Origin of the sequence: Pseudomonas sp. NPDC088414, assembly GCF_044753325.1 — a bacterium.
Lineage (GTDB): Bacteria > Pseudomonadota > Gammaproteobacteria > Pseudomonadales > Pseudomonadaceae > Aquipseudomonas.
In genome coordinates this window covers 36,225-48,597 of record NZ_JBIVMY010000014.1, presented here as the reverse complement: position 1 = coordinate 48,597, position 12,373 = coordinate 36,225, and the positions used below count along the sequence as shown (strand labels likewise).

General features: G+C 59.8%; 13 protein-coding genes. 8 read left to right on the top strand and 5 right to left on the bottom strand.

The features are described 5' to 3' along the window. Both ACIP8I_RS14385 and zigA read right to left on the bottom strand, forming a co-directional pair. The gene (locus tag ACIP8I_RS14385; RefSeq protein WP_400761949.1) at window positions 1–651 is read right to left on the bottom strand and encodes a DUF1826 domain-containing protein; all 651 of its coding nucleotides are present in this window, start codon (window positions 649–651) and stop codon (window positions 1–3) included. Further along, window positions 651–1,856 carry a zinc metallochaperone GTPase ZigA gene (zigA, locus tag ACIP8I_RS14380; RefSeq protein WP_400761947.1) on the bottom strand — a complete coding sequence of 402 codons (1,206 nt, stop codon included), beginning with the start codon at window positions 1,854–1,856 and terminating at the stop codon, window positions 651–653. Before zigA ends, ACIP8I_RS14385 begins: the two co-directional genes overlap by 1 nt. Before the next feature lie 234 nt (window positions 1,857–2,090). Between zigA and ACIP8I_RS14375 the strand changes: the two genes are divergently transcribed. Further along, window positions 2,091–2,468: a glutamine synthetase gene (locus tag ACIP8I_RS14375; protein WP_400761945.1), complete on the top strand. Its 378-nt coding sequence runs from the start codon at window positions 2,091–2,093 to the stop codon at window positions 2,466–2,468. Here ACIP8I_RS14375 and ACIP8I_RS14370 read toward each other — a convergent pair. Further along, the gene (locus ACIP8I_RS14370; protein WP_400761943.1) at window positions 2,465–3,667 is read right to left on the bottom strand and encodes an N-acetylmuramoyl-L-alanine amidase; all 1,203 of its coding nucleotides are present in this window, start codon (window positions 3,665–3,667) and stop codon (window positions 2,465–2,467) included. The two genes, ACIP8I_RS14375 and ACIP8I_RS14370, sit on opposite strands and share 4 nt — an antisense overlap. An 83-nt stretch (window positions 3,668–3,750) precedes the next feature. Here ACIP8I_RS14370 and folE2 point away from each other — a divergent pair, with 83 nt between their 5' ends. The 6 genes from folE2 to ACIP8I_RS14340 are packed head-to-tail and all read left to right on the top strand — an operon-like array spanning window position 3,751 to window position 8,957. Beyond that, window positions 3,751–4,647, top strand: a complete 897-nt coding sequence (gene folE2 / locus ACIP8I_RS14365; protein WP_400761942.1) for a GTP cyclohydrolase FolE2 — start codon at window positions 3,751–3,753, stop codon at window positions 4,645–4,647. Then, a complete protein-coding gene (locus tag ACIP8I_RS14360) occupies window positions 4,644–5,312 on the top strand; it encodes an ATP-binding cassette domain-containing protein (RefSeq protein ID WP_367082151.1) in 669 nt (222 codons plus the stop codon). The genes folE2 and ACIP8I_RS14360 overlap by 4 nt, the downstream gene beginning before the upstream one ends. Next, window positions 5,312–6,178 (top strand): metal ABC transporter permease, encoded by an 867-nt coding sequence (locus tag ACIP8I_RS14355; RefSeq protein ID WP_400761940.1) that lies wholly within the window; start codon window positions 5,312–5,314, stop codon window positions 6,176–6,178. The genes ACIP8I_RS14360 and ACIP8I_RS14355 overlap by 1 nt, the downstream gene beginning before the upstream one ends. Window positions 6,179–6,189: 11 nt before the next feature. After that, window positions 6,190–7,065 carry a metal ABC transporter substrate-binding protein gene (locus ACIP8I_RS14350; protein ID WP_400761938.1) on the top strand — a complete coding sequence of 292 codons (876 nt, stop codon included), beginning with the start codon at window positions 6,190–6,192 and terminating at the stop codon, window positions 7,063–7,065. Then, window positions 7,062–7,622, top strand: a complete 561-nt coding sequence (locus ACIP8I_RS14345; protein ID WP_400761936.1) for a DapH/DapD/GlmU-related protein — start codon at window positions 7,062–7,064, stop codon at window positions 7,620–7,622. The genes ACIP8I_RS14350 and ACIP8I_RS14345 overlap by 4 nt, the downstream gene beginning before the upstream one ends. 3 nt (window positions 7,623–7,625) lie before the next feature. Continuing rightward, window positions 7,626–8,957, top strand: coding sequence for a dihydroorotase (locus tag ACIP8I_RS14340; protein ID WP_400761934.1), 1,332 nt, complete (start codon window positions 7,626–7,628; stop codon window positions 8,955–8,957). 81 nt (window positions 8,958–9,038) lie between these two features. Here the strand turns inward: ACIP8I_RS14340 and ACIP8I_RS14335 are convergent, their stop codons facing one another. Next, entirely contained in the window at window positions 9,039–9,557 is a 519-nt protein-coding gene (locus tag ACIP8I_RS14335; protein ID WP_007960849.1) for a DUF3617 domain-containing protein, read from the bottom strand. A gap of 133 nt (window positions 9,558–9,690) precedes the next feature. Here ACIP8I_RS14335 and cls point away from each other — a divergent pair, with 133 nt between their 5' ends. Then, window positions 9,691–11,130, top strand: a complete 1,440-nt coding sequence (cls, locus tag ACIP8I_RS14330; protein ID WP_400761932.1) for a cardiolipin synthase — start codon at window positions 9,691–9,693, stop codon at window positions 11,128–11,130. 40 nt (window positions 11,131–11,170) lie between these two features. Here cls and cfaB read toward each other — a convergent pair whose 3' ends face one another. After that, window positions 11,171–12,358, bottom strand: a complete 1,188-nt coding sequence (gene cfaB, locus ACIP8I_RS14325; RefSeq protein ID WP_108589101.1) for a C17 cyclopropane fatty acid synthase CfaB — start codon at window positions 12,356–12,358, stop codon at window positions 11,171–11,173. Between the last annotated feature and the right edge of the window lie 15 nt (window positions 12,359–12,373).

Below are 12,373 nucleotides of genomic sequence, written 5' to 3'. Positions count from 1 at the left end.
TCAGCCGAGCCAATCGAGGGTGAGCAGCAGACGTCGCTCACCCGGCGCCGGTTGCGGGGAGCGATGAATCAAGCCATAGCCTTCATTGCCGTGCCACTTCTCGCCTTTCAATAACGCCACGTCACCGCTCTGCAGTTGCTGGATGTTCGCGATGTCCCGTGGTTCGGCGTTTGCCTGGCCCAATTGCTCGCGATCCATCACGCCTTCCTTGAGCCACTGACTGCCGATCCCGCCGTAGGTTGTAATCAAGCGCACCGGCACATGATCGACATGGAAGCGTGGGCACATGGCTTTGTCCAACACCCGCAGGCGCAAACCGATGCGGCGAGCGCCCAGCAGACAGGCGAAGGCACTCACCAGCCACTGCAGGTCCGCGATGAAGCCCTCGTAGCCTTGCAGATCACGGAACCCGGCGGCCAGTCCTTGCAGATCAGGGTCGGCGTCTTCATTCGGCAATTCGATGCACAGCGATTCCGCCAAAGGCTCGTTGAGCGAGAGCAGCAACTCTGCGAAATCGGCGATGTGCAGCGGCAGTTGGCGCTGCCAGACCGCGAGATTGACGTCGTCTTCGAGGATTCGCGTCAGCGTTTCGGGCGTCGGCCCCTGATGCTGATTACGGGTACGATTCTGCTGCAATTTGAGCGCGAGCATCAGGCGGCCTCATCGTGCCAAGGGCCGAACGGGTCAGGCAGCATGCGCCAACCTTCTACGCCAACAGCCATCTCTTCGTCCGTGAGCAGGCAGGCCTCAAGTTCCGACCTGAGCTGTACGAAATTCATGTTCTGGCCTATGAAAACCAGCTCCTGACGGCAATCTCCGACATTGCGCGTCCAGTTTTCCATGATCGCTGCGGTACTTTCCTGATCCTGCGGCCATTGGCTTTTCGGTACGAAACGCCACCAGCGCCCGGCAAAACCATGACGCATCAGACCGCCGGCCTGCGACCAACTGCATGCGTCGGTGGGTTTGCTGGCGAGCCAGAAATAGCCCTTGGAGCGCAGCAGTTTGCCGTTGGTCCACGGACGATCGATGAAGTTGAAGAAGCGCTGCGGATGAAACGGGCGACGTGCGCGGTAGGCCATCGAGGCGATACCGTATTCGGTGGTTTCCGGCACGTGCTCACCGCGCAATTCCTGTAACCAGCCTGGGGCCTGAGCGGCCTTCTCGAAATCGAAACGCCCGGTGTTGAGGATCTTCTCCAGCGGCACCTCGCCCATCACCATCGGGATGATTTCCGCCTGGGCGTTGAGGCGCTTGAGGATGGCCATCAGCTCTTCGCGCTCCTGACGACTGATGAGGTCGATCTTGCTGATCAGCAGTACGTCGGCGAACTCGATTTGTTCGATCAGCAGATCGGTGATCGAGCGTTCATCTTCATCGCCCAGTGTCTCGCCGCGGGACGCGAGGCTCTCGGCAGCCTGATAATCGAGGAGGAAATTCACGCCGTCGACTACCGTGACCAGGGTGTCGAGCCGCGCGACGTCAGCAAGGCTCTGGCCCTGCTCATCGCGGAAGGTAAACGTTTCGGCTACCGGCAGTGGTTCGGAAATGCCAGTGGATTCGATGAGCAGGTAATCGAATCGTCCTTCGCGGGCAAGTTTGCTGACTTCTTCGAGCAGATCCTCGCGTAGCGTACAGCAGATACAACCGTTGCTCATCTCAACCAGTTTTTCTTCCGCACGATTCAGGCTGACATCGCGCTGGACTTCGCTGCCATCGATATTGATCTCGCTCATATCGTTAACGATGACCGCAACACGCAAGCCTTCTCGATTACGTAGTACGTAATTCAAAAGCGTACTTTTTCCGGCGCCGAGAAATCCCGATAAAACGGTCACGGGAAGCGGAGATGACATTGGATAATCCTCATCATGTGGTGGCCGATGTGCGTTTTGGCCTGTCTTGGCGTAGCGCAGCGCGTTCTAGAGCTTCAAAACAGCGATATGACAGAAGCAGACGCTTGAAATCGACGAGCTCAGGCCTAATTCAATTTAATGTTATAGTATAACAATATGAATAAGCCAGACCCGCTCTTGCCGAAACTGATAAAGCGCTGGAAGCTGCACGCAATCTGCCCATCGGGAACCGCGATGAAAACTGCTTTGAAATGCTCGCTACTGAGTCTCGCGTTGCTGTCCGGGGCCAACGCATGGGGGCAAATTCCCGCGCTCGCCAACTGCACACGCAGCGCCAATCTGCTGGCCTGCATCGATGCGCAGGGCAATGCCTACAGCGTGAACACGGTGGGCACCACGATTTATCTGCGAGGATTTGAAAAGGAAGGCAAACGCTACTGGGCGCAGACCAACAGTCGCTTCGGCCAGCTAACGTTCTTCACCGGGATCGCCTCTGACGGCGAAGCCTGGGTCGGCTACACCCGTCGCGTCGGCTGGACGACGATCAATCGCTTTTCCAGCTCTGGCGGCAGTAGCGCCAAATTCACCTGCAGCCGAATGACCGGCTGCTAAACCTGCGCTTTTTGCTGCTCCTGCTGCCAGGCGATGTAGCTATCTACTGGCGGATTCTTCTGGAAGTAACGCTGCAATCCTTCAAACAAACCATCAGCCACAGCTTGCTGATGTCGAGGCGTGACCAGTCGCTGACTGTCACGGGCGTTGGAAATGAAGCCGGTTTCTACCAGAATCGATGGCACATCCGGCGACTTCAAGACGGCAAATCCTGCCTGTTCCACGCGCTTCTGATGCAGCGTGGTAATGCCCGCCAGACTGCGGAGAACGGTGCTGCCGAGTTGCAGGCTCGCGGCGATGGTGGCGCTCATCGACATGTCGAGGATCACGCCCGCGAGCATCGGATCCTTGTCTTTGAGATTGAGCAGGCTGGTCGCACCCAGCAGATCCGCGCCGTTCTCCCGCTGTGCCATGAAGCGTGCAGTCGCCGACGTCGCACCACCTTCGGACAGGCAATATACCGACGCACCCGACGCCGTCAAACGCGGTGCCGCATCGGCGTGCACCGAGATAAACATGTCGGCCTTGTGCTGACGTGCGATGTCCACACGCTTGCGAAGCGGGACGAAGAAGTCGTCATTGCGCACCAGTTTTACGTCGAAGCCTTTCTCCCTTTTCAGGCGTTTGGCGAGCAATTGAGCGATGGCAAGAACCACATCTTTTTCCCGCTCACCCTTGGCGCCAACCGCACCTGGGTCTTTCCCGCCGTGCCCGGGATCAACGACAACGATGATGTCGCGCTTGGGGTGAGCCTGATTCGAGGGTGTTTCACGTGGAACCATTGCCGGACTTGATGCCTGTTTGGCGTTTACTAGATCAAGCACCAAACGGTGTCCTTGGCCATCTTGAGGCGCCAAAAGGAAGCTGTTCAATAGCACCGGATGGTTCAGATCGAGAACGATCCGTGTATCCCCCTGACCAAAATGCCCTGAGCGAATGGCGCGAATCGCGGTATCGGCCAGCGCTAATCGACCGAAATCGCTGCTCAAACTCGCCCCGGAAAGGTCGATGATCAAGCGTTCTGGAGCGCTCAGGGAAAAGGTTTTGTAGCGCACCGGACCGCTAAGATCGAACACCAATCTCAGCTTGTCATCAGAACGCCAGAGGCGCGCACTGCGAATTTGTGTGGCCGAAACAGTAAAAGGAAAAGCTAAGGCCGTGCTGGCCAGAAGCAGATTGAGCAGATGACGTCTGTGCATATGAAAGCCTGTTCATGAAAAGGCATCGTGATTTGAATTGTTATAATGTAACATCTAATTCAATCAACACGATGGTTCCGAACATGAATTCGCTGACACTTCCGGATATTGCGACTCAAGCCGCTCGTCAGGCATTACCGCTTGATTGGGTGGGAATGTGCGGCATTACTCTGCCTGTTTTATTGCAAGGTCAACGTCTGGGCGCAAAAGCTGATGCAGGCGTGAGTCTCGATGATGGCGAGGCGCGCGGTATTCACATGTCGCGGCTGTATCTCGCACTGGCGGCACTTGAGCGGCAGGACCTATCTCCCTCCCTGTTACGCCAGGTTCTCGAGGATTTTCTGGCCAGCCATGATGGTTTATCCAACGGCGCCTACCTGAAAATCCACTGCGAAGTGCTGCTGAAAAGGCCTGCGTTAGTCAGCCCTCTAGCCGGCTGGAAGAGCTACCCAGTGAGCATTTCTGCGAGCCTGAAAAACAAAGTGTTCCACGTGGAACTGCAAATTGAGGTGCCCTACTCCTCAACTTGCCCCTGTTCAGCCGCGTTGGCGCGGCAGTTGATTCAGCAGCAATTCATCGATGACTTCGCCAACAAGCCACTGCAACATGCCGAGGTTTTGGCTTGGCTAGGATCAAGCCAAGGCATTGTCGCCACCCCGCACAGCCAACGCAGCACCGCGCATCTTCATATGCACCTCGACGAGTTCATCGACGAGCTACCCCTGAGTGTGATCATCAATGATGCCGAAGCGGCGCTCGGCACCGCCGTACAAACCGCCGTGAAACGCGCCGACGAGCAAGCCTTCGCGTTGGCCAATGGGCAGAACCTGATGTTCTGCGAAGACGCCGCGCGACGACTCAACCTGGCCCTGCGTCGCTCCCCCGGGGTGAGTGGATTCCACCTGCGAGTGATCCACGCCGAAAGCCTGCACGCCCACGACGCGGTCGCCGAAAGCCACTGGCATCGAGAACTCGAATGATCCGTTGCCACACCCTGAGTTGGGGCGCACCCGGCCAACCACTGACTTCGCCACTGACCCTATCGCTGGAACACGGCAGCCTCGGCGCCATCATCGGCGCCAACGGCTGCGGTAAGAGCAGCCTGTTGAAAGTCATCGCCGGATTGCAGGAGCCGTTATCGGGAAAGGTCGCACTGGGTGTTTCACGTCAGGGCGGTTTGGCGTTCCTGCCGCAACAGCAACACCTCGACCGACAGTTCCCCATCAGCCTCGAAGAGCTGGTGGCCGCGGGTTTCTGGGGCCGTCGACTGTCGACGCAACTGCGCACGCAACGACTCGTCAACGCACTGGAAAATTGGCACCTTAGCGGTCTGGAACAGCGTCCGCTGATGGCCCTCTCCGGTGGCGAGTTGCAACGCGCCCTGCTCGCCCGCTTGAGTCTGACCGACGCCCCATTGCTGCTCCTTGACGAACCCCACGCCGCACTCGATGAACTGGGCCAACAATTGCTCTGGCAACACATCCACGCCTGGCACTCCGAAGGACGGACACTGCTGGTGGTCTGCCATGACCTCGCCGCTGTCCGCCAACACATCCCGCAGACCCTGCTGATCAAAAACCGCGAATGCGTGTTCGGACCCAGTACCGAACTGATCCAGCAAACACCCGATATGCAGGTGGCCTGATGCTCACCGTCGCCCACCTCTGGCAACCGTTCAGCGAGTTCGTGTTCATGCGCCGAGCGCTGCTCGGCGGATTGGTATTGGCCTGCAGCACAGCGCCACTTGGCGTGTTTCTGATCCTGCGGCGCATGAGTCTGATCGGTGACGCCGTTGCCCACGGCATCCTTCCCGGCGCGGCATTGGGCTTCTGGTTCGCCGGTCTGAGTCTCCCCGCGTTGACCTTCGGTGGTCTGGGTGCAGGCCTGGGCATGGCCGGGCTAGCCGCCTGGATTACCCGCCGCACCGGTCTGCGCGAAGACGCCAGCCTCGCTGCGATCTACCCGATCTCGCTCGCCAGTGGCGTGCTGATTCTTGGCATCGCCGGCAAGCGTCTGGATCTGCTGCACTTGCTGTTCGGCTCAGCGCTCGCCGTCGACGGCCCAACCCTCAACGGCATGTTGTGGGTGTCGGGACTGAGCCTAGCCGCCATGGCCCTGATCTACAAACCGCTGCTGCTCGACACCCTCGACCCGTTGTTCCTACAAACCGTCAGCCGCCTCGGCCCTCTCGCCCATGGCGTGTTCCTGACACTGGTGGTACTGAATCTGGTGATCGGTTTCCAGGCCATCGGCGCCTTGATGGTGGTCGGTCTGATGATGCTGCCCGCCGCCGCATCACGGTTCTGGAGTCGACGCCTGCCGAGCCTGATTGCGATCTCGGCGCTTATCGGCTGCCTGTCGGTGTGGTGCGGATTGTTGATCTCGTTCTACTACTCGCTGCCCAGTGGTCCGGCCATCGTGCTGGTCGCGGGGATCGGTTATCTGCTGTCCGTGGTGTTCGGACCGGTGCACGGTTTGTTGCGCCGCCCGCCTTTGCTCACATCCCCATGAGGTGTTTCCCGATGCGTGCTTTACTCGTGTTGTTCAGCCTGCTGCTCTCGATGTCGTTGTCGGCGGCGGAAAAATTGCCGGTAGTCACCAGCTTCAGCATCCTCGCCGACATGGTTCACCAGGTGGGTGGCGAGCACATCCAGATCACCAATATGGTCGGCCCGAACGCCGACGCGCACACCTATGAACCGACACCGGACGATGCCAAAGCGCTGCTCAAAGCCAAACTGATCATCAAGAACGGGCTGGGTTTCGAGCCGTGGCTCGATCGTCTGGTGACCAGCACCGAGACAAAAGCCACGGTCGTCAGTGCCAGCCGTGGTGTGATTCCTCGATCGCTGGATGAGGATGGCGAGACCGTACCCGACCCGCACGCCTGGCACAATCTGGCCAACACCGAGCTGTACATCGCCAACATCACCAAGGCACTGATCGCTGCCGATCCGGCGAACAAAGCCGACTACCAACGCAACAGTCAGACCTACCTGAAACAGATCTACGCCCTGCTCGCCGAAGCCAAGGCCAAGCTCGGTTCACTGCCGCCGGGCAATCGCAAGATTGTCACCAGCCACGATGCTTTCGGTTATCTCGGCCAGGCCTACGGCATCGACTTCATGGCGCCGCAAGGTCTGTCCACCGAGCGTGAACCTTCGGCTGCCGAAGTCGCTGCGCTGATCACCCAGATCCGTCAGGCCAAGGTCAAAGCGGTGTTCATGGAAAACATCAAGGACGCGCGCCTGCTCAAGCAGATCGCCGAAGAAAGCGGCGCGCACATTGGCGGCACGTTGTACTCCGATGCCCTCGCCGCCAGTGGCCCGGCCAGCACCTTTGCCGGATTGTTCGAATACAACCTCAACACCCTTTACGACGCGCTGAGCCAACCATGATTCGCAAAAACCCTTCCGGCGATTTGCCGCACATTGCCGAGTCGGCCTACGTCGATAAAACCGCAATCATCTGCGGCAAGGTGGTCATCGGTGAGAACGTCTTCGTCGGCCCCTACGCGGTGATCCGTGCTGACGAAGTAGACGCTTCGGGCACGATGGAGCCGATCACCATCGGCGCCAATTCGAATATTCAGGATGGCGTGGTAATCCACTCCAAATCCGGCGCCGCCGTGACCATCGGCGAATTCACCTCGATCGCCCATCGCTCGATCGTGCACGGTCCCTGCATGGTGGGCGACCGGGTGTTCATCGGCTTCAATAGCGTCCTGTTCAATTGCGTGGTCGGTGATGGCTGCGTGGTGCGGCACAACTCGGTGGTCGATGGCCGCGATTTGCCGGACGCGTTCTACGTGCCCTCCACCACCCGCATCGGCCCCAACACCGACCTATCGCAGTTCCCGCCGGTGAGTGTCAGCGCCTCGGAGTTTTCCGAAGACGTGGCGCGCACCAATGTCGATCTGGTGCGCGGTTACAAAGCCTTGCAGAACGAGTTCTGAACCATGAGCAGCGTGCTGATTCGTAACGCCAGGCTGGTCAACGAAGGACGCGAGTTCGATGGCGATCTGCTGGTCAGTCATGGCCGCATCGTCAAGATTGCGCGCAGCATCGAAGGTGAAAATGCCCGCGTGGAAATCGACGCCGACGGCCAATGGCTGTTGCCGGGGATGATTGATGACCAGGTGCATTTTCGCGAACCGGGGTCGCCGGCCAAGGGCAGTATTCATAGCGAGTCGCGCGCTGCGGTGGCGGGCGGCATCACCAGTTTCATGGACATGCCCAACACCCGACCGGCCACCCTCACCCTCGAAGCGTTGGCGGATAAAAAGCGTCGGGCGGCGATCAATTCGGTGGCTAACTACGGCTTCCACTTCGGTGTGAGCCAGGACAACCTCGATACGGTCGCTGCACTCAATCCCTGCGAAGTGGCCGGGGTCAAAGTGTTCATGGGCGCGTCCACTGGCAACCTGCTGGTGGATGATCCGCAGATTCTCGAACGGCTGTTCGCAGAAGTGCCGACGATTCTGCTGGCCCACTGCGAACACACGCCGAGCATCGAAGCCAACGCTGCCCGGCTGCGCGAACGTCTGGGTGAACGGTTGCCGGCGAATATCCATGCGCTGATACGCGATGCCGACGCCTGCTACCGCTCTTCATCGCTGGCAGTGGAACTGGCAAGACGACACGGCACTCGCCTGCACGTGCTGCACCTGACCACCGCCCGCGAATTGGCGCTGTTCGAGGACAAGCCGCTCGCGCAAAAGCACATCACCGCGGAAGTCTGTCTGCATCACCTGCTGTTCGATGACCGCGACTATCCGGCTTTCGGCAACCTGATCAAATGCAATCCTGCGATCAAGACCCAAACCGACCGCGACGCCCTGCGCGCGGCGCTGCTGAGTAACCGACTGGACGTCATCGGCAGCGATCACGCACCGCATACCTGGGCAGAAAAGCAGCGCCCGTATACCGAAGCGCCTGCCGGTTTGCCGCTGGTGCAGCACGCCTTGCCGGCGCTGCTGGAACTGGTGGCCGATGGTGTGCTGCCAATCACCACGCTGGTGGCGAAGACCAGTCACCGGGTGGCGGACCTGTTTGCGATTCCGGATCGGGGTTATTTGCGCGAAGGGTATTGGGCGGATCTGGTGCTGGTTGAGCCAGCGGCTCTGGAAGTGTCACGGCAACCGATTCTGTCGCAGTGCGGGTGGACGCCGTTTGCTGACAGGAGTTTTCGTTATCGGGTGAATACTACGGTGGTGTCGGGGCAGATTGCCTGGCGGGAGCAGCGAATCAACGAGGGATGCCAGGGACTGGCGTTGCGGTTTATGCGGTGACAACCAAGACGCCTTCGCGAGCAGGCTCGCTCCCACAGGAATCACCTTGTCCCTGTGGGAGCGGGCTTGCTCGCGAAGCTTTTAAGCCCTCGGCTTCACAGTGCCGCAATCCTGACCCAACCACACCGCACGGGTTTCCAGGCTGCCCTTCTGGTTAATGCCGATGGCATTGAACGTGCCGTTGGCCACGGTGGTGAACTCACGATCACTGAGGAACGTCGCGACACCCGTGCCTTGCGCTTTCGGGCAGCTGAAGCGGAATTTCCACTGGTTGCCGGTGCGCTCGGTGATCTGCTGTTTGCAGCCCGATTGCGGATCGGCCAGCGGAATGTCGTTAGTCGCCACTTGCTGCGGCGTCAGGCAGGCACGAATGCCCTTGCCGCCGATGTTGATCCCGTTCTTTTCCAGCGCCGCACGTTGTTGCGGAGTCATCTGGCCTTGCAACTGGCCAAGGATCGATTGCACATCCATGGGCTGGTCATCGACCTTGACGTTGCTCGAGGTCATTTCCCATAGCCCCGGCTGCAGCATTTGCGCCTGCGCAACCAGCGGCATTGCCAAACCCAGGCCCAGCGCCAAACCCAGCAGACGAACGTTCATCGAAAAAAACTCCTGATCAGTAGTGGCCGTTAGACGTCGGCCGGTTGCTTCGGTTCATGTACCAATTAAATAGCGACATTCGCCTCGGAACATGGTCTGTTACGCATTGAGTCTTCAGGAGCAAGGCTGCCCCATGGATTATTTCGGACCGCACATTTTCGGTTATCTGATCGCCCTGATACATAGCCTCGGCTTGATCGCCGCCATCCACGCGGTGCTGACCGTACGCACCGCCCAAGGCTCGATCGCCTGGGCATTGTCGCTTATTTTCATTCCCTACCTGACGCTCATCCCTTATCTGGTATTCGGCCGCAGCACCTTCGACGGCTATATCAAGGCACGCCGTCAGGCCAACGAACAGATGCGCCAGGCGATCTCCGAGCTGAACTGGCGCCCGTGGGTCGAAGAGGCCCTCACCGCCCGTGCATCCAACGCCTACGCCTCACTGCGCGCCATGCCCAAATTGGGTCGTATGCCGTGCCTGGCAAACAACGAAGTACAGCTGCTGGTGAATGGCCACGCGACCTTCGAGGCGATTTTCCGTGCCATCGATCAAGCGCGCGAAGCCGTACTGGTGCAGTTTTTCATCATTCATGACGACCGCCTCGGGCAGCGCCTGCGCGACCTGCTGCTGAAAAAAGCCGCCGAAGGCGTGGCGATCCATCTGCTGTACGACCGGATCGGCAGCCACGCCCTGCCCCATAGCTACGTGCAGGCGTTGCGCGACGGCGGTGTCGAGGTCAAAGCCTTCGCCACGCGCAGCGGCTGGCTCAATCGCTTCCAGGTGAATTTCCGCAACCACCGCAAAATCGTCGTGGTCGATGGCGTGCTCGGCTTTGTCGGTGGGCACAACGTCGGCGATGAGTACATGGGCGAGAAGCCGCCGCTGGCGCCCTGGCGCGATACCCACGTGCAAGTGCGCGGGCCGGTGGTGGCCTGCATGCAGGAGTCGTTTGCCGAGGACTGGTTCTGGGCCGCACGGACTTTGCCGCCGCTGATCCTGCCAGACGTTTACCCGGAGGACGGCGTGCTCTGCCAGTTGCTGGCAAGCGGCCCCGCCGACGCTTACGAAACCTGCTCGCTGTTCTTCGTCGAAGCGATCCACGCAGCGACCGAGCGCGTGTGGATCACCAGCCCGTACTTCATTCCCGACGAAGCAGTCTTCGCCGCGTTGCGTCTGGCGGTGCTGCGCGGCGTCGACGTGCGTCTGCTGCTGCCATCGCGCCCCGATCACCGCATCGTCTACGCCGCGTCCAGCCTGTATGCCTTCGAAGCGGTGCGCGCCGGCGTGCGGGTGTTCCGCTACGAACCGGGTTTCCTGCATCAGAAAGTGGTGTTGATCGACAGCGAAATCAGCGCCATCGGCAGCGCCAATCTGGACAACCGGTCGTTCCGGCTGAATTTCGAAGTGATGCTGCTGACCGTTGACAGCGAATTCGCCGCCAGCGTGGAACAGATGCTCAACGCCGACTTCGAGCAGGCTTACGAAGTAGCCAAAGAGGAAAGCCGGGAGATCCACCGCCTGCAACAGCTCGGCATGCGGATCGCCCGGCTGATTTCCCCGATTCTCTGAACGGCGCCTCTCCCCACAGCGGGAGAGAGGCGCTCAGGCATTACGGGTGATAGATGTCGTCCCGCGTCCAAGGCAACTCGTGGCTGCCATCGGCGTGCGCTTTCACTGCCAGAATCTGGTGCAGATTGATCCAGCCCCGCGCGAAGGCGTAAGCACATCCGGCCAGATACAGGCGCCAGATGCGCAGCGCCTGCTCAGGCACCATTTTCGCCGCAGCTTCGAGGTTGTCTTCCAGCCGCTCGCTCCAGTGGTCCAGCGTGCGCGCGTAATGCAGACGCAGGCTTTCGACGTCGACAATTTCCAAGCCTGCTTCACTGATCTCGGCCGAGATCATTGCCAGATGCGGCAGCTCGCCATTGGGGAATACATATTTCTCGATGAAATCCCCAGCGCCACGCCCGACCGGGCGACCATCGGTGTGTTTGGCGGTGATGCCATGGTTCATCACCAGACCGCCCTCTTTCACCGCACCAAACAGGACTTTGCAATATTCGGCGAGGTTGGCGTGGCCGACGTGTTCGAACATGCCAACGCTGACTACCTTGTCGAAGCGCCCGTCCTGCGGCAGATCGCGGTAGTCGAGCAGTTGCAGTTCGACCTGGTCTTCCAGGCCCTCGGCTTTGACGCGCTCGCGGGCCAGTGCCAGTTGTTCCTTGCTCAGGGTGATGCCGAACACCTTGGCGCCAAACTCCCGCGCCGCAAAACGCGCCAGCCCACCCCAACCGCAGCCGACATCCAGCAGGTAATCGCCGGGCTGCAGACGCAGCTTGCGACACAGGTGCCGAAACTTGGCCTGTTGCGCTTGTTCGAGGGTTTCACTGCCGGTTTCAAAATAGGCGCAGGAATACGCCATGTCGCTGTCCAGCCACAGCTGGTAGAACTCGTTGGACAGGTCGTAATGGTAGGAAATGGCTTTGGCGTCGGTTTCCTTGTCGTGCACCGCTCGCACAGGCTGGGCGCCTTCATCTTCGTCGAGCAAGGCACTGCTCAGTTCGTCGCAAACCCGGATGACTTCGCTGATCGAGCCCTCCAGTTCGAGCTTACCTTCGACGAACGCCGCCCCCAGCGCGTCAAGGCTTGGATGGGTGAACTGGGTAACCATCGTCGGGTCCTTGACCACGATGGTTACGCTGGGCGCCGGGCCCAGATTGAACTCATGGCCGTCCCAGAGTCGCAAGCGAAGTGGGAGCTGCAAATTCTGCAAGGCCGGTGGAAGTTGCGCGAGCATGGAAAATCCCCCTTG

Coding starts and splice junctions, on each gene's coding strand:
- ACIP8I_RS14385 (WP_400761949.1), bottom strand. CDS start 651: ATGCTCGCGCTCAAATTGCAGCAGAATCGTACCCGTAATCAGCATCAG.
- zigA (WP_400761947.1), bottom strand. CDS start 1,856: ATGTCATCTCCGCTTCCCGTGACCGTTTTATCGGGATTTCTCGGCGCC.
- ACIP8I_RS14375 (WP_400761945.1), top strand. CDS start 2,091: ATGAAAACTGCTTTGAAATGCTCGCTACTGAGTCTCGCGTTGCTGTCC.
- ACIP8I_RS14370 (WP_400761943.1), bottom strand. CDS start 3,667: ATGCACAGACGTCATCTGCTCAATCTGCTTCTGGCCAGCACGGCCTTA.
- folE2 (WP_400761942.1), top strand. CDS start 3,751: ATGAATTCGCTGACACTTCCGGATATTGCGACTCAAGCCGCTCGTCAG.
- ACIP8I_RS14360 (WP_367082151.1), top strand. CDS start 4,644: ATGATCCGTTGCCACACCCTGAGTTGGGGCGCACCCGGCCAACCACTG.
- ACIP8I_RS14355 (WP_400761940.1), top strand. CDS start 5,312: ATGCTCACCGTCGCCCACCTCTGGCAACCGTTCAGCGAGTTCGTGTTC.
- ACIP8I_RS14350 (WP_400761938.1), top strand. CDS start 6,190: ATGCGTGCTTTACTCGTGTTGTTCAGCCTGCTGCTCTCGATGTCGTTG.
- ACIP8I_RS14345 (WP_400761936.1), top strand. CDS start 7,062: ATGATTCGCAAAAACCCTTCCGGCGATTTGCCGCACATTGCCGAGTCG.
- ACIP8I_RS14340 (WP_400761934.1), top strand. CDS start 7,626: ATGAGCAGCGTGCTGATTCGTAACGCCAGGCTGGTCAACGAAGGACGC.
- ACIP8I_RS14335 (WP_007960849.1), bottom strand. CDS start 9,557: ATGAACGTTCGTCTGCTGGGTTTGGCGCTGGGCCTGGGTTTGGCAATG.
- cls (WP_400761932.1), top strand. CDS start 9,691: ATGGATTATTTCGGACCGCACATTTTCGGTTATCTGATCGCCCTGATA.
- cfaB (WP_108589101.1), bottom strand. CDS start 12,358: ATGCTCGCGCAACTTCCACCGGCCTTGCAGAATTTGCAGCTCCCACTT.